Source organism: Rhodococcus sp. AH-ZY2 (genome assembly GCF_030916465.1).
In the GTDB taxonomy this organism is placed as follows: Bacteria; Actinomycetota; Actinomycetes; order Mycobacteriales; family Mycobacteriaceae; genus Rhodococcus; species Rhodococcus ruber.
On record NZ_CP126458.1, the window covers coordinates 2,406,341 to 2,428,016 of the forward strand.

Annotated in this window: 9 protein-coding genes; 4 read left to right on the forward strand and 5 right to left on the reverse strand. The window is 72.5% G+C overall.

The features are described 5' to 3' along the window. Positions 1-92: 92 nt before the first annotated feature. Positions 93-10,640: a type I polyketide synthase gene (locus QNA09_RS12105; protein WP_119699817.1), complete on the reverse strand. Its 10,548-nt coding sequence runs from the start codon at positions 10,638-10,640 to the stop codon at positions 93-95. Between the two features lie 556 nt (positions 10,641-11,196). Here QNA09_RS12105 and QNA09_RS12110 point away from each other — a divergent pair. The 3 genes from QNA09_RS12110 to QNA09_RS12120 all read left to right on the forward strand — a co-directional run bounded on the left by QNA09_RS12110 (position 11,197) and on the right by QNA09_RS12120 (position 14,326). Next, entirely contained in the window at positions 11,197-12,579 is a 1,383-nt protein-coding gene (locus QNA09_RS12110; protein WP_119699818.1) for an aldehyde dehydrogenase family protein, read from the forward strand. Between the two features lie 249 nt (positions 12,580-12,828). Then, a complete protein-coding gene (locus QNA09_RS12115) occupies positions 12,829-13,329 on the forward strand; it encodes a DUF427 domain-containing protein (RefSeq protein WP_040272773.1) in 501 nt (166 codons plus the stop codon). Between the two features lie 352 nt (positions 13,330-13,681). Then, the gene (locus QNA09_RS12120) at positions 13,682-14,326 is read left to right on the forward strand and encodes a hypothetical protein (protein WP_017681585.1); all 645 of its coding nucleotides are present in this window, start codon (positions 13,682-13,684) and stop codon (positions 14,324-14,326) included. Positions 14,327-14,402: 76 nt separating this feature from the next. Here the strand turns inward: QNA09_RS12120 and QNA09_RS12125 are convergent, their stop codons facing one another. Continuing rightward, positions 14,403-15,242, reverse strand: coding sequence for an alpha/beta fold hydrolase (locus QNA09_RS12125; RefSeq protein WP_201027022.1), 840 nt, complete (start codon positions 15,240-15,242; stop codon positions 14,403-14,405). Positions 15,243-15,443: 201 nt separating this feature from the next. On the opposite strand from QNA09_RS12125, the gene QNA09_RS12130 reads away from it, so the two are divergent. After that, positions 15,444-15,644, forward strand: a complete 201-nt coding sequence (locus QNA09_RS12130) for a helix-turn-helix transcriptional regulator (RefSeq protein WP_238596373.1) — start codon at positions 15,444-15,446, stop codon at positions 15,642-15,644. 633 nt (positions 15,645-16,277) lie between these two features. On the opposite strand, the gene nuoN is transcribed toward QNA09_RS12130, so the two are convergent. From nuoN to nuoL, 3 genes are all read right to left on the reverse strand, one after another. Next, positions 16,278-17,849, reverse strand: a complete 1,572-nt coding sequence (gene nuoN / locus QNA09_RS12135) for an NADH-quinone oxidoreductase subunit NuoN (protein WP_230831670.1) — start codon at positions 17,847-17,849, stop codon at positions 16,278-16,280. 74 nt (positions 17,850-17,923) lie between these two features. Continuing rightward, entirely contained in the window at positions 17,924-19,555 is a 1,632-nt protein-coding gene (locus QNA09_RS12140; RefSeq protein WP_308072449.1) for an NADH-quinone oxidoreductase subunit M, read from the reverse strand. Next, on the reverse strand, positions 19,555-21,576 hold the full coding sequence (nuoL, locus tag QNA09_RS12145) for an NADH-quinone oxidoreductase subunit L (protein WP_102031161.1): 2,022 nt from the start codon (positions 21,574-21,576) through the stop codon (positions 19,555-19,557). The genes QNA09_RS12140 and nuoL overlap by 1 nt, the downstream gene beginning before the upstream one ends. Between the last annotated feature and the right edge of the window lie 100 nt (positions 21,577-21,676).

Consider the following 21,676-nt stretch of genomic DNA (forward strand, 5'->3'; position numbering starts at 1 on the left):
CAGCTGCGACGGTGGCCCCTCCGTGACCGGAGGGGCCGGCGTTCGTTGCGCAGACCACCTCCTCCGCGGTCACTCGGAGACCGCTCGCCGGCTCACAGACCCCGGTCGATGATGTCGAGGATCTCGTCACCGGTCGCGGCGTGAATCCTGCCGACCGTGTCGGCGCGGCTCCCCTCGGCTCCCTCGAGGTCGGCCAGCAGGGCTTCGAGCCGCCGCGCGACCGCCGCGCGTGCCTCGTCGTCGGCGCCGAGTTCGGCGACGGCCGCCCGCAGGCGGTCGATCCCGGCGACGGCCACCGACACCGGATCCGGGACCAGCTCGGCGCGCAGGAACTCGGCGACGGCCCGGGGACTGGGATGATCGAACACCACCGTCGGCGGCAACCGCAGACCGGTCGCGGCACCGAGATGGTTGCGCAGGGCGACCGCGGCGAGCGAGTCGAAGCCGAGTTCCTTGAACGCCTGGTCGGGATCGACCGAGTCCGACGCATCGTGGCCCAGGACTGCGGCAGCGCCGGCTCGCACCAGCTCCAGCACGAGGTGCCGCTGTTCCGGCACCGGCCGCTCGGTGAGCCGCTGCGCCCACTCGGACGGCCCGGATCCGTTCGGTCCGGACACGGCCGACCCCGATCCCGCCGCGCGGGGCCGCGACTGCCGCACGAGTCCGCGCAGCGGGGCGGGAACGGACGGCCCGGCCGGATCGGGGTGCTCGAGCCGGGCCCCCACCACCGCGGGGGCGTCGCCGGCGACGGCACTGTCGAACAGGTCCAGGGCGTCGGCCTCGCTCATCGCAACCAGACCGCTGCGGCGGGCCCGGGCGAGATCCCCCGCGTCGAGCCTGCCGGTCATGGCGCTCGGCGGTGCCCACATTCCCCACGCGATCGACACCGCGGGCAGGCCCTGGGCTCGCCGGTGCTGGGCGAGGGCGTCGAGGAACCGGTTCGCCGCCGCGTAGTTCGCCTGCCCGGGCGCGCCGAGGACCCCGGAGAGCGACGAGAACAGCACGAAGGCGTGGACCCGGGCGGTCAGCCGGTGCAGGTGCCAGGCCGCGTCCACTTTCGGCCGCAGCACCGCGTCGAGCCGGTCGGGAGTGAGCGAGGTGAGCGTGGCGTCGTCGAGGACACCGGCCGCGTGGATCACCGCGGTCAGGGGGTGCTCGGCGGGGATCCGGGCCAACAGCCCCGCCAGTGCCGCCTCGTCGGCGGTGTCGCAGGCAACGACGGTCACCTCGGCGCCCGCACCGCGCAGTTCGCGGCACAGCCGGTCACTTCCCTCGGCGTCGGGTCCGCGCCGGCTCGTCAGCACCAGGTGCCGCGCCCCGTGTGCGCTGACGAGGTGGCGCGCCACCGACGTTCCCAGCGTGCCGGTGCCGCCGGTGACGAGCACGGTGCCGCGGGGATCGAACAGCGGTCCGGACCGCTCGACGGCCGGCATGCGCCGCAGTCGGGGCACGAGCACCGTTCGGTCCCGGACCGCGACCTGCGGTTCCCCGCTGGCCACGGCCGACGTGATCGCCACGTCCACGTCCGTCTCCCGGTCGAGGTCGAGCAGCACGAACCGCCCCGGGTTCTCGTTCTGCGCGGAGCCCACCAGACCCCACACGGCCGCAGCCGCGAGGTCGACGTCGTGCCCGTCGGCCTCCTCCCCGGTGGCCGCCGCGTTGCGGGTGACGACCACCAGCACGCTGTCGGCGAACTCGGCGTCGTCGAGCCAGTCCTGCAGCAGTCGCAGCGTCCGGGCGCACAGGCGGTGGGTCGCCTCCGGCCCCGGGTCGCCGTCGGTGCCGCATCCCACCAGCACCGTCCAGGGCCGCCCGTCGTCGGGAGCGGCTGCCCTCGCGGTGCGCAGCGCCGCCGCGTCGGGACAGCGCGGGAAGCTCGAGCCCAGATCCGCGTCGCCGAGCACGACCAGCGGCCCGGGCGGCGGCGCGGACGGGACGTCGTCGATTCGGGTCCAGGCCAGCCGGTGCAGTCGCCGCGCGCCGGACGGGCCCGCGCCGTGCCCGTCGTCCGCCCGGGGTGTCACGTGCAGCGCCTCGACGGTCAGCACCGGCGCGCCGTCGGCATCGGCGGCGACGACGCGATGCCGCCCGTCCTCGCCCGTCCCGAACCGCACCGACACCGCCCGCGCACCGGTGCGGTGGAGCCGGGTTCCCGACCAGGTCAGCGGCCAGTCGTCCGGGCCGAGGACGGGGTCGAGCGCCGCCTGCAGCAGGTGCGGATGGATGCCGAAGCCGCTCGGGTCGAGGTCGTCGTCGAGGCGCACCTCGGTCGCGGTGTCGCCCGGGAGCCGGTCCGGTGGCGCTGCGGGCACGTCGTCGACGGTCGCCGACGCGTTCCGCACCCAGGGGCCGTCGGCCGGTCCGATGTTCGACGAGACGGTGACGGTGCGCGCGCCGTCGTCGCCGGCGGGCGACACGAGCACCCGGATCGGCAGCAGCCCCGCGGCCGGGAGGACCAGGGGGTGGTGCAGCGTGAGAGTGGCGATGCGCTCGCACCCGACGTGGTGGGCGGCGTGCAGGGTCAGCTCGACCAGGACGGCTGGTATCAGCGTCTGCGGAGCGTCGGTCGGTGGAGCGCCGTCGTCGGGCTGCGGCGCCGCGAGCGACGAATCCCGGTGCCGGGACAGCGCTCCGGTGAACACGGTGGTGTCGTCGTCGAGGGTCACGGCCGCGCCGAGCAGCGGATGCTCCGCGGGGCTCAACCCCAGCTCCGTCGGATCACCGCTGGTGCGTGCGGGCGCCGACGGCCAGAAGGAGCGGCGCCGGAAGGCGTACGTGGGCAGGTCCACCGGGCGGCCGGGCAGCACCCGATCCCAGTCGATCGTCAGGCCCTGCACGGACGCGGCGGCGACCGCCTCGACGAACCCCCGGGCGTCGTCCCCGCGCCCGGGCAGCGCGGCGATCGGGTGCGCGACGACCTCGGCGGCGTGGGCGGCCAGGCCCGCGCCGGGTCCGATCTCGACGCAGCGGGTGACGCCGAGTTCGGCGAGGGTGCGCATGCCGTCGTGGAAGCGCACGGCGTCGCGGAGGTGCCGGCGCCAGTACTGCGGTGACGTCAGTTCCTCGGCCGTGGCGACGCGCCCGGTGAGGGTGGAGACGACGGGGATCGTCGGCGGCTGCGCCGCCGTGCTCGACACGACGGTGGTGAACTCGTCGAGGACGGGGTCCATCAGCGCCGAGTGGAATGCGCGTTCGACCCGCAGCGGGGTGACCGGGATCCCTGCGGTGGACAGTTCGGCGGCGACGGTGTGCACGTCGGCCGCGGCCCCCGCGAGCACCACGGATTCGGCGCCGTTGACCGCGGCGAGGTCGACTCGGCCGTCGATCCGCGACCGGATGTCCTCCGGGCGTGCCCGGACGGCGATCATCGCCCCGGGGGCGGTGGCCTGCATCAGTCGTCCGCGCGCGGCCACCAGGGCGGCGGCGTCGGGCAGGCTGAACACGCCCGCGACGTGGGCCGCGGCGAGTTCTCCGATCGAATGCCCGATCAGGTAGTCGGGTGTGAGGCCCCATTCCCGCAGTAGTCGGTAGAGGGCGACCTCGACGGCGAACAGGGCCGGCTGGGTGTACTCGGTGCGGTCGAGTTTCGCGGCGGCGTCGTCCGCGTCGCCCCGGAGCACCTGCCGGATCGGGGTGTCGACGTGTTCGTCGAGCGCGGCGCAGGTCTCGTCCAGGGCGCGGGCGAACACCGGGTAGGTGTCGTAGAGGCCGCGGCCCATTCCGATCCGCTGCGCGCCCTGGCCGGTGAACATGAACGCCGTCTTCCCACGGGTGCTCGTCCCGGTGACGGCGTTGCCGCCTGCGCGTCCCTCGGCGAGGCGGGTCAGGCCGTCGCGCAGGTCGGCGAGCGTCTCGCCGGTGACGGCGGCGCGGTGCGTGAAGCCGGACCGGGTGGTGGCCAGCGAGTAGGCGAGGTCGGCGGGGTCGGGCGGGGACTGCGTGTCGAGGAGGTCGGTCAGCCGGGCGGCCTGCGCGCGCAGCGCCTCGTCGGTCTTGGCGGCGAGCACCCACACCAGGGGCGACGCCGGCCGGGGCGGGGCCGGTGGGGCGGCGACGTCGGGGGGCTGCTCGAGGATCAGGTGGGCGTTGGTGCCGCTGATGCCGAACGAGGAGACGCCGGCGCGGCGGGGTCGTCCGGTCTGCGGCCACGCGATCGGGTCGGCGAGCAGGGCGACCTCGCCGGCGGTCCAGTCGACGTGCCGGGTCGGGGCGTCGCTGTGCAGGCTCGGCGGCAGCACGCCGTGCCGCATCGCCATCACCATCTTGATCACGCCGGCCACCCCGGCCGCCGCCTGGGAGTGGCCGATGTTCGACTTCACCGACCCCAGCCGCAGCGGCCGGCCGTCGCGTTGCTGCCCGTAGGTGGCGAGCACCGCTTGGGCTTCGATCGGGTCGCCGAGTGTCGTGCCGGTGCCGTGGGCCTCCACCGCGTCGATGTCGGCGGGGTCGAGGGCGGCGTCGGCCAGCGCCTGCCGGATCACCCGTTCCTGCGACGGACCGTTCGGGGCGGTGAGGCCGTTGGAGGCGCCGTCCTGGTTGACCGCGGAGCCGCGGATCAGGGCCAGCACCCGGTGGCCGTGGCGCTGGGCGTCGCTCAGCCGCTCGAGCACGACCATGCCCGCGCCCTCGCTGAGCCCGGTGCCGTCCGCTCGATCGGAGAACGGTTTGCACCGCCCGTCCGGGGCGAGTCCGCGTTGGCGGCTGAACTCGATCAGCACGCCGGGGGTCGCCATCACCGTCGCCCCGCCGGCCAGCGCGAGGGTGCATTCGCCGTCGCGCAGTGCCCGTGCCGCGAGGTGCAGCGCCACCAACGACGACGAACACGCGGTGTCGACGGTGACCGCGGGACCGGTGAAGCCGAGCGAGTAGGCGATCCGGCCGGAGGCGACGCTGTTGCTGGTGCCCGTCATGAGGTAGCCCTCGGCGTCGGTGTGTCGCCGGGTCATGAGGTGGAATCCGTAGTCGCCGCCCATCATTCCGACGTACACGCCGGTGTCGGTGAGACCGGGTGAGTTCGGCGGGATTCGCGCGTGTTCCAGTGCTTCCCAGGCGCTTTCGAGTAGCAGTCGGTGTTGCGGGTCCATCGCGACGGCCTCGCGGGGGCTGATCCCGAAGAACGCGGCGTCGAACCGGTCGGCGTCGTGGAGGAAGCCGCCGGCCCGCATGTAGGTCGTGCCGCTGCGCTCGGGATCCGGGTCGTACACCTCGTCGAGGTTCCAGCCGCGGTTGTCGGGGTACGCGCCCACGGCGTCGCGGCCGTCGCGGACGAGGCGCCACAGCTCGTCCGGGCAGGAGACCCCACCGGGGTATCGGCAGGCCATTCCCACGATCGCGATCGGGTCGTCGTCGCGGTGCCGGCGCGCCGCGGGGGCCGGGTGCGGGTCGTCCTCGGGGCCGAGCAGCCGGGCCGCGATCTCGCGGGCGAGCGCGTCCGCGGTGGGGTGGTCGAACACCACCGTCGCGGCCAGCCGCACCCCGGTGGCCGTCGTCAGCTGGTTGCGTAGCTGCACCGCGGTGAGCGAGTCGAAGCCGAGGTGCTTGAAGGCACGCTCCGGATCGATGGCCTCCTTCCCGTCGTGGCCGAGCACCGCCGCAACGTGCGTGGTGACGATGTCGAGGACCCGGGCGTGCCGCTCGGCGGGGTCGAGCGCGCGCAGCTCGTCGGCGAGGCCGGGGGCCGACGGGGCGGCCGCGGCGCGCCGGCGGGACGGGCCGAGCACTCGGCGCAGGATCGGGGGAAGGGCCTCGCCGTCGGGCCTGCGGGAGGGCGTGGAGAGCCGTATCGGCACCGTCAACGCACGGTTCGCGGCGAGTGCCGCATCGAACAGGGCCAGCCCGGCCTCCGGGGTGAGGGTGTCTATGCCGGTGCGCTGCAACCGATCCAGATCGGCCGCATTCAGATGGGCGGTCATCCCGCTGGGTCGGTCCCACAGCCCCCAGGCCAGGGACAGTCCCGGTAGCCCCTCGGCGCGGCGGTGCTGCGCGAGCGCGTCGAGGAAGACGTTGGCCGCCGCGTAGTTCGCCTGGCCGGCGCCGCCGAGCACACCCGCCGCGGAGGAGAACAGCACGAACGCCGCGAGACCGCGATCGCGCGTGAGCTCGTGCAGATGCCAGGCACCGTCCACCTTGGGGCGCAGGACGGCGTGCAGCTGGTCCGGAGTCAAGGTGGCGGCGGTGGCGTCGTCGAGCACCCCGGCGGCGTGGACGACACCCGACAGGTCGGGGACCGCATCGAGCAAGGCCGCCACCGCGGCTCGATCGGCCACGTCGCAGGCCACGGCGCGGATCTCGGCGCCCGCGTCGGCGAACTCGGCGCGGAGTTCCGCTGCCCGCTCGGCGCGGACCGTGTGTCGGCCGGTCAGCACGAGCCGGCGCACCCCGTACCGCCGCACGAGGTGACGGGCGACGAGCCGGCCGATGGTGCCGGTGCCGCCGGTGACGACGACGGTGCCGTCGGGGCCGAACGGCACCGGATCCCCGTGCGGCGCATCGGTGGTGGGCGCCGCCGGCGCGAGCATGGGCGCGAGGAGTGTCCCGGCGCGGACCGCCAGTTGTGGTTCGTTGCAGGCCAGGGCCGCGGACAGCACACCGGGATCGGGAAGGTCACCGGGCGGCCGGTCCAGGTCCACCAGGGTGATCCGGTCCGGGTGTTCGTTCTGCACCGCACCGATCAGCCCCCACACGGGCGCGGCGCAGACGTCGATCGGTTCGTCGTCGGCGACCGTCACGGCGCGCCGCGTCGTCACCAGCAGTCGGGTCTCGGCGAGACGGTCGTCGGCGAGCCACGCCTGTACCGCCCGCAACGCCGCCTCCGCGGCGGCGTGCGCGCGCGTCGGCACGTCGGGTTCGTCGCCCGGTTCCCCGGCCAGCAGCAGGGCGCGGCCGGCGGGATCGCCGCCGGTGAGCGCCTCCCCGAGCGGGGTGAGATCCGCCGTCGGCGCGGCGCCGGCGTCGACCGGGATCCACTCCACGCGGTAGAGGCCGGTGCCGGTCGCGGCGGCCGGCGTGCGCGGACCGGCGAACGGCCGCAGCGCGAGCGACTGCGCGGTCAGCACGCGATTGCCGGCGGTGTCGTACGCGGCCACCCGGTACCGTTCGGGTCCGGCCGGGGCGATGTGCACGCGCAGGGCGACGGCGCCGACGGCGTGCAGCTGCACGTCGTCCCAGGCGAACGGCAGCCGCAGGTCGCGGGCGCCGGCCGCGGCGGCGGCGAACGCGATCAGGTGCAGTGCCGCGTCGAACACCGCCGGATGGATCCCGTACCCGGCGACCGTCGCGGCGGGGTCCTCTCCCCCGAGGCGCACCTCCCCGTACAGGTCGTCACCGCGGCGCCACGCCGCGCGCAGGCCCCGGAACGTCGGCCCGTACCCGTATCCGGTCTCGTCGAGCGCGTCGTACAGGCCGCTCACGTCGATCGGCGTCGCATCGGCCGGGGGCCACGGCCGGATCGGAACGGGCGCGGTGTGTACCGCCGCCGTGAGGGTGCCGACGGCGTGCCGGGTCCACGGGGTCTGCGCCGCGGCGTCCGCCGGACGGGAGTGCACCGACACCGTGCGGTGCCCGGCGTCGTCGGCGGTGAGGACGGCGACCTGCACCGCGAGCTCCCCACCGGTGGGAATCGCCGCGGGTGTCTCGAGGGTGAGTTCCGCGAGACGGCTGCAGCCGGCGCGGTGCCCGGCGTGCAGGGCGAGTTCGACGAACGCCGTGCCGGGCAGCACGACGGTGCCGTCCACGGCGTGCTCGTTCAGCCACGGCAGTCGGTGCGGCGACAGCACGCCGGTGAACACGGCGCCGCGACCGTCGCCGAGCTCGACCGAGGCGGCGAGCATCGGGTGGTCCCCGGCGTCCATGCCGGCTGCGGCATCACGTCGGGGCGCGCCCCCGTCCAGCCAGTAGCGGCGATGCTGGAAGGCATACGTGGGCAGGTCCACCCATTGCCGGTGACCGGCGCGGCGAGCCCACCCGACCCGGCCCCACTCGATGTGCGCCCCGGACACGTGTGCCTCGGCGAGGGCGGCGGTGAACTGACGCAGGCCCGCCCGGTCGCGGCGGAGGGTGCCGAGGGCGCGACCCGCGACGCCGGCCGCGTCCAGGGTCTCCTGCAGCGGCACGGTCAGGACCGGATGGCTGCCCGACTCGACGAACAGCCGGTACCCGTCGCGGGCCAGGGACCTCGTCGCGTCTTCGAAGCGCACCGGTCGGCGCAGGTTCCGGTACCAGTAGTCGGCGTCGAGTGCGGTGCCGTCCATCACGTCCCCGGTCACCGTCGAGTAGAACGGGATCCGCGAACGCTGCGGGGTGATCGGGGCGAGAGCGTCGAGAATGGGCCGGCGCAGCACCGAGACGTCCGCGCAGTGGGAGGCGTAGTCCACGGTGATGCGCCGGGCCTGGACACCGTCGGCCTGCCACCGCGCGACCAGCACCTCGAGGGCGTCGCCGGGGCCGGACACGACCGTCGCGGCCGGACCGTTGATCGCCGCCACCCTGACGGTCCCGGCCCAGGGTTCGATCTGCTGCCGCACGGCGTCCGCCGGCAGACCCACCGACGCCATGCCACCGCCGCGGCGGGCCGATTCCGTGATCACGCGGCTGCGGGCCGCGACGGCGAGCGCCGCGTCGGGCAGGGTCAGCGCGCCGGCGACGTGGGCGGCGGCGATCTCGCCCTGCGAGTGTCCGACCACGGCCGCCGGTTCGACGCCGTGTGCCTGCCACAGCCGCGCAAGCCCGACCATCACCGCGAACAGCGCCGGTTGCACGACGTCGGCCCGGTCCAGGGCGGACGGATCGCGGTCGCGGAGCACGTCGAGCAGCGCGAACTCGGTGTGCGGGGCGAGGGCGTCGGCGCACTCGCGCAGGCTGTCGGCGAACAGCGGGGAGGATTCCAGCAGTGCGGTGGCCATGCCGACCCACTGCGCGCCCTGCCCGGGAAAGACGAACACCGGCCGGTCGCCCGCCTCGACCGCGACGCCGGTGATCACCCCGGGGTCGGGGGCGCCTCGGCCGAGCGCGTCGAGACCGGACAGCAGGGCGCGCGGGTCGGCGCCGAGCACGGCGGCGCGGTGGTGGAAGGTCGCGCGGGAGGTCAGCAGCGGGCCGGCCACCTGCGCGGGGGTCAGCTCGGGGTGGCCGGCGACGTGGTCCCGCAGCCGGTGCGCCTGCGCGCGCAGCGCCGGTTCGGTGTGGCCCGACACGAACCAGGCCACGACGTCGTCCGAGCCGTCGGTCCCCTCGGGGGGCGCAGCGTCCGGCGGTGGGGCCGGTTGTTCCAGCACGACGTGGGCGTTCGTGCCGCTGATGCCGAACGAGGAGACCGCCGCGCGGCGGGGCCGGTCGGTCGCCGGCCATTCCCGGTTCTCGGTGAGCAGGGACACCGATCCGGCGGTCCAGTCGACGTGGGGGGTGGGACGGTCGACGTGCAGCGTCTTCGGCAGCACACCGTGACGCATCGCCATGATCATCTTGATCACGCCGGCCACTCCGGCGGCGGCCTGGGTGTGCCCGAGGTTCGACTTCACCGAACCGAGCCACAACGGCCGGTCGGGGGGCCGATCGCGGCCGTAGCCGGCCAGCAGGGCGGACGCCTCGATGGGATCGCCCAGCGTGGTGCCGGTGCCGTGGGCTTCGACCGCGTCGACGTCGGCCGGGCCGAGTCCGGCGTCGGCCAGGGCCTGCCGGATCACCCGTTCCTGGGCCTGCTTGTTCGGGGCGGTCAGGCCGTTGCTGGCGCCGTCCTGGTTCACCGCGCTGCCGCGGACGACGGCGAGGATCCGGTGGTCGTTGCGCTGGGCGTCGGACAGGCGTTCCAGCGCGAGGATCGCGACGCCTTCGCCCCACGCCGTGCCGTCGGCCGCGGCGGCGAATGCCTTGCAGCGCCCGTCTCGGGCCAGTCCACGCTGCCGGCTGAACTCGACGAACACCGCGGGCGTCGACATGACGGTCGCCCCGCCGGCGAGGGCGAGTTCGCACTCGCCGTGGCGCAGCGCCTGCATGGCGAGGTGGACGGACACCAGGGACGACGAGCACGCCGTGTCGACGGTGATCGCGGGTCCGTTCAGTCCGAAGCTGTAGGCGACACGACCGGAGGCGACGCTCATCGCGGTGCCGGTGATGAAGTAGCCCGCGAGTTCCTCGGGCGGGGCGCCGCCCGCCCGTGCCGAGTAGTCGATCCCGGACAGACCGGTGAAGACGCCGATCTGCCTGCCGTGCACGGATCGCGGATCGATGCCGGCGTGCTCGAAGGTCTCCCAGCTCGTCTCGAGCAGGAGTCGCTGCTGCGGGTCCATCGCCAGTGCTTCGCGAGGCGAGATGCCGAAGACCTCCGGGTCGAAACCCGCCGCATCGTCGAGAAAGCTGCCGTGCACCGTGTACGTCCGGCCGGCCTGCCGGCCCGTCGGATCGTAGAGGTCCGCCGCTTCCCAACCGCGGTCCGCGGGGAATGCGGCGACGGTCTCCGTACCGGATTCCACCAGGTGCCACAGGTCCTGTGGGGAGCGGACCCCGCCGGGGAACCGGCACCCCATCCCGACGACGGCGATCGGTTCGCGGCTCACCCCTTCGACCTCGCGAAGCTTCTCCCGGGCCTGATAGAGCTCTGCGGTCACCCGTTTCAGATAGTCGAGGAGCTTCGCATCATCGGCCATAATCGAGCTCCAATCCGAGAGCCGTCGTGCCTGCGCCGAGAACTCGATGGTATCCGCCGCCCCCCACCCGGACACAGCGATCTGCTCGTGCGAGTGTGACCGGTGCGGCGTGCGAGACGACTGTGGGCGCGCCTCGGACGAATACCGTCCGGAGCGCTCGGGGACCTCCGCGGCCTTCCGATCGAGTTGTTCGTCGGGCTCTTGCCGCGCACCGACGTGGGCCGACCGACACGTATCCGCAGGGCACCAGCGGTCCTAGACTGTGGCGATGGGCATCGCTCCGGATGTCAGGGCACCGAGCCGGATGTCAGGGCACCGAGCCGGATGTCAGGGCACAGAGCGTCGGCGCGGCACCGCCCGACTCGGTGCCACCCGCCGCCGCGGGCTCGGGCCGCCGCCCGGGTGCTGCTTGCGCCGGCGCATCGCGACGGCCCGCACCCGAGGTTCTGTCGTCGTCGACCTCGCCCCGGCCGCCCGTGTCGCCGTCCGCCGTTCCGCCGTTCCGCCGCGACAAGCCCACCGCACATCAACCCTCGACTTTCGCCTGGAGGACCCCGTGACCGTCACAGATACCGACACATCGGCAGAACTGCTGGCCCGGCTGCGGAAGGCCTACGCGACCGGACGCACGCGCGATGCCGAATGGCGCATCCGCCAGCTCCGCGGCATCGAGAAACTCGCCGACGAGCGCGAGGCCGAGATTGCGGCCGCCCTACAGGAGGACCTGGGCCGAAACGCGGTCGAAGCCTGGCTCGCCGACCTCGCTTCCACCCGGGCCGAAGCCGCCTACGCCCGCAAGCGGGTCCGGCGCTGGATGCTTCCTCGACCGAAGCCCTTGTCGCTCAACCAGTTTCCCGCACTCGGCTGGGTGCAGTACGAGCCGATGGGAGTGGTCCTGATCATCGCACCGTGGAACTACCCGGTGTATCTGACGCTCGGTCCGCTCGTCGCGGCAGTGGCCGCCGGGAATTGTGCCGTGATCAAACCGTCGGAACTGGCCCCCGCCACGTCCGCGCTGCTCGCCCGGCTGATTCCGCACCACCTCGACCCGGAGGCCGTCGTGGTCGCCGAAGGCGATGCCGAGCTCACCCAGAGTCTGCTCGCGCAGGGTTTCGATCTCGCCCTGTACACCGGCGGCACCGAGGTGGGCCGCAAGATCATGGCCGCCGCCGCCCCGCAGCTCACGCCGGTGATCCTCGAGCTCGGTGGCAAGTCTCCCGTCGTCGTCGCCGAGGACGCCGATCTCGAGGTCACCGCGCGGCGTATCGCCTGGGTCATACTCCTCAATTCCGGACAGAGCTGCATCGCGCCCGACTACGTACTGGTCGAGCGGTCCGTCCGCGACGCGCTCGTCGACACGATCGTCGACACGATCGCCCTGTTCCGCAGCGAGGAACCGCAGCCGGGGATGCGGGTAGTCAACCAGCGTCACTTCGATCGGCTCGAGGCGTATCTGGAGTCCACGACCGGGCGCATCGTCACCGGCGGCAGGTGCGATCGTGACTCTCTCACGGTCGAACCGACCGTGATCGTCGATCCGGCACCCGACGACGCGGTCATGACGGACGAGGTCTTCGGGCCCATCCTGCCGATTCTCACCGTCGACTCGGTCGACGCAGCCCTCGACTTCGTCGGTGCCCGCCCCAAACCCCTTGCAGCGTACGTGTTCTCCAAGTCGCTGAGCACCCAGAGGAAGATCACGCAGCAAATCAGCGCGGGTGCCGTGGTGATCAACCACGTCGGCATGCACGTCCTCGCGCCACAACTGCCGTTCGGTGGCGTGGGTGCCAGCGGAATGGGGGCATACCACGGACGCTACGGTTTCGAGGCGCTCAGCCACCGCAAGGCGGTGCTCGCCAAACCGTTCCGCCCGGATCCGGCGATGAACTACCCGCCCTACACCCAGGCTGCGCTGAAGATCATGCGGCGACTGTTCTGAGCGGTCCCCCGACACCCTCCGGAACGGAGGACACCGACACCCTCCGGAACGGAGGACACCGACACGGCCGAGGACGGATCGACCGGTCGCGTCGGCCCCGACGGCTCGGAACCGGCGAGCCGCGCAGTGCTGCGGTCCTGGCTCGCCGCCCAGGAACGCAGGGGCATCTCGGTTGCCCGGCACCCGCCCGGCAGCCCCGGCGCCTCGGTCGTCCTCGTACCCTGGGGAGGTGACCACGAGGAGGTCGCCGTGACAACCCGGCCGGAACCCGTCGAACCTGCTGCGGGGCAGGAGTCGGTCTGGGACTACCCCCGACCGCCCCGCCTCGAGACCTTCACCGGCTCGATCACCGTGGAACTGGGCGGCCGGACCATCGCGTCGACCACGCGCGCCTGGCGGGTACTGGAGACCAGCCATCCGCCGACCTACTACCTTCCCGCCGAAGCCTTCGCCGACGGGGTGCTGCGGGAGACGCCGGGCTCGTCGTGGTGCGAGTGGAAGGGCAGGGCGAGCTACTACGACCTGGTGACCGCCTCGCGGGTCGCGCCGAAAGCGGCGTGGACCTACCGCGATCCCTCCCCCGCCTTCCGGGCGCTCGCCGGGGCGGTCGCGGTGATGGCCGCCCAGGTCGACCGGTGCACCGTCGACGGCGAGGAGGTGGTCCCGCAACCGGGCGGTTTCTACGGCGGCTGGATCACCAGCTCGGTCGTCGGCCCGTTCAAAGGAATCCCCGGGTCGGCGGGCTGGTGACCGCTCCGAAGTACGCCGAAGCCGATGCGCGCCTGCGGCAGGCGCGGAAACCGGACTGGGTCGATGAGCGGTTCCACGTCCGGCCGGCAAGGTTCGAGGTCGACGCCCCGGCGGCATGGACGATTCCCCGAAACCGCCGCGGAACGCCGGCCGGCCGACCGGGACCGGGAGCGGTCGTTCCCCCGTCCCGGGTCGACTCCCGCCGCGCTCTCCGTCCCGAAAAACGCTGCGAACAGCACCCGGTGCGGCGGATGATCGAGAAACAGCGCCCGAGGGCGGTGGATCGTACGCGCGACCCTCCCGTTCCTGCGCGTGTCCGGCTCGTTCGCTCGACCTTCGGGAGACACCCGCCATGAGACTCGGCATCCTCGTTCTCGCCGTCGGCGCGTCGCTGCTCGCCGGCACCGGTGTTGCAGCGGCCGCCGATCCGGCCGTCCTCGGCGGCGGCTCCGGCATCGTCATGGACGGCCGGAACTACTGCACCCTCACCACGATCGGTCCCGATTCCGGGGGCCGGCTGGTCGGATTCACGGCGGGACACTGCGGAAACGCCGGTTCCACGGTCGCCTCGGAGGCGGATCCGGACGCCGGTGTGGTCGGCACGATCGCCTACACCGATGCGGACTTGGACTACGCGGTGATCGTGTTCGAGCCGGCGAAGGTGGTTCCCGTGAATCGGGTGGGAAACACGACGATCACGGGGATCGGGGGTCCGGCGCAGTTCCCGGACATCGTCTGCAAGCAGGGCCGCACCACGGGGCAGACCTGCGGGGTGGCCTACGGCGATGTGTTCGGTTCGGGGCAGACCTGGACGCAGACGTGCGTCGACCTCGGCGACTCGGGAGGCCCGGTGGTGGTCGGAACCACGCTCGTCGGCATGGTGAACGGCTATCTCACCGTTGCCTGCCTCGGTCCGGAGGTCGGCACGAGCATGACGGCCGTCGTCGGCGACGCCGATGCGCGGGGCGGGGCCGGGGCGGGGTTCCGTCCGATTTAGGGGGCGCAGGTCGTGACGGCGCCGTCGCCCGGGTGCGGGACGGACCGGCGGCCACGACCACATCCGGGGCCCTCGGTCAGCCGATCTCGGCGAGGAAGCTCTCCAGGATCCCGGTGACCCGGGCCGGGTCCTCCAGCGTCGAACTGTGGCCCACCCCGTCGAGTTCCACCAGTCGCGAGCCCGGGATCAGCGCGTGCATCTCGCGGGCGAGACGCGGCGGCATCTCGACATCCAGTTGTCCCGCGACGATCAGCGTCGGCACGCTCACCGCGGGCAGCTCGTCCCGGATGTCGGGGCGGACCATCATGCCGAGCATCGTGTTCGCCAGTGACGACCGGTCGGCCGTCGCCCACCGCCTGCGCCACACCTCACGCTCGGCCTCCCGGCCGGGGTCGGTGCGGAACGGTTCGCCGTAGAGTTCCTTCTCGATGCCGCGCAGCACGAGGGCCGGCGACGGCCCGAGAAGCCGGGCCACGGCCGTGAGGGCAAGGTGCAGCGGGTACCTCACGGGCGGATGCGGCGTCGCGCCGGTGTTGAGCAGGGTCAGCGAGCGCAACAGGTCCGGTTCCCGCGCGCCGATGCGCATGCCGACGAAGCCCCCCATCGACAGCCCCACCAGATGCGCGGGTGCGAGGTCGAGCCGCCGGATCACGGTGAGCACGTCGGCGGTGAGCTGCTCGAGCTGGAATCCGGTCCGGGCGTGCCCGGATCGGCCCTGTCCCCGGAAGTCGAGGGTGAGGCAGCGGTACCGATCCCGCAGCGCCGCGATCTGCGCCTCGTACATTCGCCCGTCGAAGAAGAACCCGTGCAGGAACAGGATGGGCTCGCCCTCACCGCCGGTGTCCTCGCAGTACAGATCGACGTCCCGCACCCGCAGGTACGACCGTCGCGTATCCGGAATTCGAGGCATTGTCATGGCGCGCTCCGTATCGACCCGGGACGCGGGACCGTCTCGGAATGGGTCGAGGATCGTTCCGGGCGCCGCCCGTGTCAAGGGGCGTGGCGACGGCGCTGTCCGGTAGCGCATTGCCGAGATAGCATTGCCGATATGTCGACGTCGCCTCGTCGAACGTCGTTCCCGGGTGTGGACCGTCTCTCCGATAGGCGGCGAGCGCTGGTGGACGAGCTGGCGGCGGCCCGGCGACGGCAGGGACTGAGCCAGACCCTGGTCGCGGCCCGGATGGGCACCTCCCAGTCGGCGGTGGCCCGACTCGAGCGCGGCGATCTCGATCCGCGCCTGTCCACCCTCGAACGGTACGCGCAGGCGGTGGGACAGACGGTCGACTGGCAGGTCCGCCCGCCCCTGGAGACGACATGAACATCTGGCCGCCCGTTCCTCCTCGCCGATCCGGCAGACAGTGAAGGCTGAGACGGCGCATCCTGAGTAGGTGGCGCGAGCCGTCGGGTCGGCGGCGGAGAATCTCGGCAAGGGCTATCGACACAGGAGGACGCGATGACCTCACCTGCGAACAGCACCCCGATTCCGCCCGGCATCGAGATGCAGGGAGCGACGCTCTAGACAACCATGTCAGGGCAAACAGCGACGGGACCGACTCCCGCACCGGGAGCCCGGGGTAACCGAAGCTACGACCCCGGCGCCGGCAACTGCCCGACATACACCGCGGGCGTGGCACCGGCTGGGGCGGTCTCACCGAGCACCCACCCGGCCACATCCCCTGCCCGGCCCCGCGCGAAGACGGCCCCCACCCGAGTCGACCGCTCGCCGGGTGCCGGCACGGGGACAGGAGTGCACCCCTCCGGGGTCATCGCGACTCGCTCGGACCCGAGGTTGTGGAACGGAGTCCGCGTAGTTCGGTGCGCAGTTCGTCGGCGTGTTCGCGGGCAGCGTCGACTTGGGCGCGGGCGGCGGCGGTTTCGGCGCGGGCGGCCGCGTTCGTGTTCGGCGGCTGCGTCCTCGTCCGCCCGGATCCCCGCGCTCGTCACGGAACCGTCAACCGAGGAACACCGCGACCCGGTCCACCAGCTCGAGCAACGGCTGCGGGAAGACGCCGAGCGCCACGGTCACCACCGCCCCGGCGGCGATCGTGACGGTCGTCAGGGCGCTGGGCGCCACGACCGCGGGAGCGTCGCGGTCCGGCTCGTCGAAGAACATCAGCACGATGACGCGCACGTAGAAGTACGCCGCGACGGCGCTGCTGACCACGCCGACGATCACGAGCGGAACGGCGCCGCCGCCCGCCGCCGCCCCGAAGACGGCGAACTTGCTGACGAACCCGCTGGTGAGCGGGATGCCGGCGAACGCGAGCAGGAACAGGGCGAACACCGCGCCGACGAGCGGCGAGCGCCGCCCGAGGCCCGCCCAGCGGGACAGGTGGGTCGCCTCCCCGAGGTCGTCGCGGACCAGGGTCACGACGGCGAACGCACCGAGAGTGCTGAAGCCGTACGCGAACAGGTAGAACATCGTCGACGCCAGCCCGGCCCGGTCGGCGGCGATCAGACCGGTGAGGATGAAACCGGCGTGGGCGACCGACGAGTAGGCCAGCATCCGTTTGACGTCGTTCTGCGTCACGGCCAGCACCGAGCCCGCCACCATCGTCAGGATCGCCACGCCCCACAGCAGGGGACGCCAGTCGTCTCGCAGTCCGGGCAGCGCCACGTAGAACACGCGTAGCATCGCGCCGAACGCCGCGATCTTGGTGGCCGCCGCCATGAAGGCGGTGATCGGCGTGGGGGCCCCCTGATAGACGTCGGGGACCCAGGAATGGAACGGCACCGCGCCGATCTTGAAAAGCAGACCCACCGCGAGCATCGCCGCACCGATCACCACCAGCGCGTCGCCGTCCGCGCGGACGGCGACGGCGTCGGCGATACCTGCCAGGCGCACGGTGCCCGCGTAGCCGTACAGCAGCGCCACCCCGAACAGGAAGAAGGCCGAGGAGAAGGCGCCGAGCAGGAAGTACTTCAGGGCCGCTTCCTGGGAGAGCAGGCGCTGCCGACGGGCCAGGCCGCACAGCAGGTACAGCGGCAGCGACAGGACCTCGAGCGCGATGAACATGGTGAGCAGGTCGTTCGACGCCGGGAACAGCAGCATCCCCCCGACGGCGAACAGCACCAGCGGGAACACCTCGGTCTGGGACATCCCCTGCGCGGCGGCCTCGCGCTCGGCGACGCTGCCCGGCACCACGGACGCCTGCGGGGCGAACGCGTCGGCCCCGCCGCGCCCGGTCGCCACCGCCGCGCCCGGCCCCTCCGGCGTGGCACCGCGGGCATTCGGCTCGATGCCGCGTTCGGCGACGAGCAGCACTGCGAGGATCGAGACGAGCAGGATGGTGCCCTGCAGGAACAGGGTGGGTCCGTCGACCGCGACGGCGTCGACCGCGGCGCTGTACCCGGGTGCGGCGCCGGCGGCGAAGTCCAGGCCCGCGGCGAGGACGACGACGGCCACGAACGCGGCGCCGAGACCACCGAGCGCGAGCAGCAGGTGGCTCGCGTACCGGCCGCGGCGGGGAACGAACGCCTCGACGAGCACCGCGGCAACGGCCACCCCGAACACGATCAGCATGGGAGAGAGCGGGCCGTAGCGGAGGTCGGGAGCCGGAATCGCCTGAGCGAGAACGAGGGTTCCGTTCAAGGGAGTCACCTGTGCGTCCCTCCGTGGGTGTCGGTGCCGGTCCCGCCCGCGACGGGCTCGGGCGGGGCGGCGGGCTCCGGATCGGGCCGGTCGACGGTGACCAGGACCTGGTCGACCGCGGGGGTGATCACGTCGAGGGCCGGCTTGGGGTAGACGCCCAGGACGAGGAGCAACGCGATGAGCGGCACCACGACGGCGAGTTCGCGGGGCACCAGGTCGCGCACGTGCTCGTTGCCGCCGGTGACCGGTCCGGTCATCATGCGCTGGTAGAGCCACAACACGTAGATCGCCGACAGGACGAGCGCGAGCACCGCGACCACGGCGGCGACCTGGTAGCGCGGATAGGTGCCAACCAGCACCAGGAATTCGCTGACGAACGGTGCCAGGCCCGGCAGGGACAGGGTCGCCAGTCCCGCGACGAGGAACGTCCCGGCCAGGACGGGGGCGACCTTGCGGACGCCGCCGTACGCGGCGATCGCGCGGGATCCGCGCCGGGAGACGAGGAACCCGGCGATCAGGAACAGCGCGGCGGTGGAGATGCCGTGGTTGACCATGTACAGCGTCGAGCCGGCCTGGCCCTGGCTGGTCATCGCGAAGATGCCGAGGATGATGAACCCGAAGTGCGAGATCGAGGTGTAGGCGATCAGACGCATCACATCCGTCTGACCGATGGCGACCGCCGCGCCGTAGACGATGCCGATCACCGCGAGCGTGACGATCACGGGCGCGAAGTACACCGACGACTCGGGGAACAACTGCAGGCAGTAGCGCAGCATGCCGAACGTGCCGACCTTGTCGACCACGGCCATCATCAGCACCGCCCCGGCGGGGGTGGCCTGCACCGCGGCGCCGGGCAGCCAGGTGTGGAACGGCCACAGCGGCGCCTTCACGGCGAACGCGAACATGAAACCGAGGAATAGGGCGTGGAGCACCACGGTGTCGGCACCGAGACCGCCGTCGGTGACGGCGGCGACGATCTCCCGGAAGTCGAACGTGCCGGCGCCCTGCCGGGCGGTCACCACGTACAGTCCGATCACCGCGGCCAGCATGATCAGCCCACCGAACAGGTTGTAGAGCAGGAACTTCACCGCCGCGCGGGAGCGCCGGCCCCGATCTCCGAGCCGATCCCCGAAGCCCCCGATGAGGAAGTACATCGGGATGAGCATCGCCTCGAAGAAGATGTAGAACAGCAACACGTCGAGCGCGGTGAACGAGACCATCACCATCGCCTCGACCGAGAGCATCAGCGCCATGTACAGGTGTGTGGTTCGCCGCGACGTGGAGGGGCGGGCGGTGCCGGTGGGCTCGGCCGGTGTCGTGTCGTTCCAACCGGCCAGCATCAGCAGCGGAAGCAGCACCGCGGTGAGCAGCACCAGCACGAGCGCGATGCCGTCCACGCCCAGCGTGTAGCGGGTGCCCAGGGCCGGGATCCACGAGTGCGATTCGACGAACTGGTACTGCTCGCCCGCCGGGTCGAATCCGATCGCCAGCACGCACGCCACCACGAGCACCACGGCCGCGACCGCCAGCGCGGCGCCCTTGGCGAGGCTCCGCATCCGGGCGGGAATCGCCAGGACGACGACGGCGCCGACGAGCGGCACCACCCACAGGGTCGTCAACCAGGGAAAGTTGCCCACTACAGCCTCCCCAGCATCATCGCCGCGACCACGACGGCCGCGCCTACCAACATGGACAAGCCGTAGGACCGCACGAACCCGGTCTGCAGGTGCCGCATCCGGGCGGAGAGGGCGCCGACCGTGGCGGAGATCCCGTCGACCGCCCCGTCGACGGCCTTGTCGTCGACGGTCACCAGGGTCGTGGTCAGGGACCGTCCGGGCCGCATGAACACCGCCTCGTTGACGGCGTCGCCGTAGAGATCCCTGCGGGCGGCGACGGTGAACGCCGACACGTCGGCGGGGGCGGCGTCGGGGATCTCGCGCCGGGCGTACTGCCGGTAGGCCACCGCGACACCGGCGAGCACGACGGCGAGGGTGAGGGCGGTGATCACCCACACCGGGAGCAGGTGTTCGATCTCCGTGGCCCCCACCACCGGTTCGAGCCAGTTCTGCAGCGCCCCGCCAAGAGTGAGGGCGGCACCGGCGCCGACCGAGCCGAGGGCGAGCAGGACCATGGGCGCCGTCATCACGGCGGGCGCCTCGTGGGGGTGGACGTCGGCGGCCCAGCGACGTCTGCCGAAGAAGGTCATCAACATCACCCGCGTCATGTAGAACGCGGTGAGGCCGGCCCCGAGCAGGGCTGCCGTGCCGAGGACGATCCCTTCCGCACCGCCGGCGCCGAACGCCACCTCGATGATCTTGTCCTTGGAGAAGAACCCGGCGAACGGCGGAATGCCGATGATCGCGAGGTAGCCGAGACCGAAGGTGACGAACGTGATCGGCATGACGGTGCGCAGGCCGCCGTAGTGCCGCATGTTCACCTCGTCGTTCATCCCGTGCATCACCGATCCGGCCCCGAGGAACAGGCCGGCCTTGAAGAAGCCGTGGGTGAGCAGGTGCATGATCGCGAAGGCATATCCGGCGGGACCGAGGCCCGCGGCGAGGACCATGTAGCCGATCTGGCTCATGGTCGAGGCGGCGAGTGCCTTCTTGATGTCGTCCTTGGCGCACCCGATGACAGCTCCGAACAGCAGGGTCACCGTGCCCACGATCACCACGGCGAGTTGCGCGGTAGGGGCGAGGTCGAAGAGCACGTCGGACCGGACGATGAGGTAGACGCCCGCGGTGACCATGGTGGCGGCGTGGATCAGTGCCGACACCGGTGTCGGGCCCTCCATCGCGTCACCGAGCCAGGACTGCAGGGGCACCTGGGCGGACTTGCCGCATGCGGCGAGCAGCAGCACGAGGCCGAGTGCGGTGAGCACGCCGTCGCTCGCTCCGTCGGCGCCGGCGAAGACGTCGTCGAACGTCACGGACCCGAACGTCGCGAACATGATCATCATGGCGACGGCCAGACCCATGTCGCCGACACGGTTGACGACGAACGCCTTCTTCGCGGCCGTCGCGGCGGACGGTTTGTACTGCCAGAACCCGATCAGCAGGTACGAGGCGAGACCGACGCCTTCCCAGCCCACGTACAGACCGAAGTAGTTGTCGGCGAGGACGAGCAGCAACATCGCCGCGAGGAAGAGGTTGAGGTAGGCGAAGAACAACCGGCGTCCGGGAGCGGAGCCTGCGGAGCGACCCGACGCCCCCGCAGCGGAGCCTGCGGAGCGACCCGACGCCCCCGCAGCGGAACCAGCGGAGCGACCCGACGCCCCCGCAGCGGAACCAGCGGAGCGACCGGAGGGGTCGGGGCCGTGCGCCATGTACCCGACGGAGTAGACGTGGATGAGCGAGCCGACGCCGGTGATCAGCAGCACGAAGCACATCGACAGCTGGTCGAGCTGGAGACCGAAGTCGATCTGCAGTCCCGCGACCGGCACCCACTCGAAAAGGTCCTGGTTCACGGCGCGGTCGGCGGTGTCGCGGCCGAGCATGTCGACGAAGAGGGCGATGCCGAGCGCGAACGAGGCCAGTGCCGTCGCGCAGCCGAGCAGGTGTCCCCACGTGTCGCTGCGCCGGCCGGTCAGCAGCAGTACGACCGCGCCGAACAGCGGCAGCGCGGGCAGCAGCCAGACCGTCGACGAGATCCCGTTCATGCCGGTCCACCCGTCGGGGCGCCGGTTGTCTTCTCGGGCACGGTCGTCTCGGGCACAGTCTCCTCCTCGTGCGTGGGCGGACGGGTGTCGTCCGGGGGCG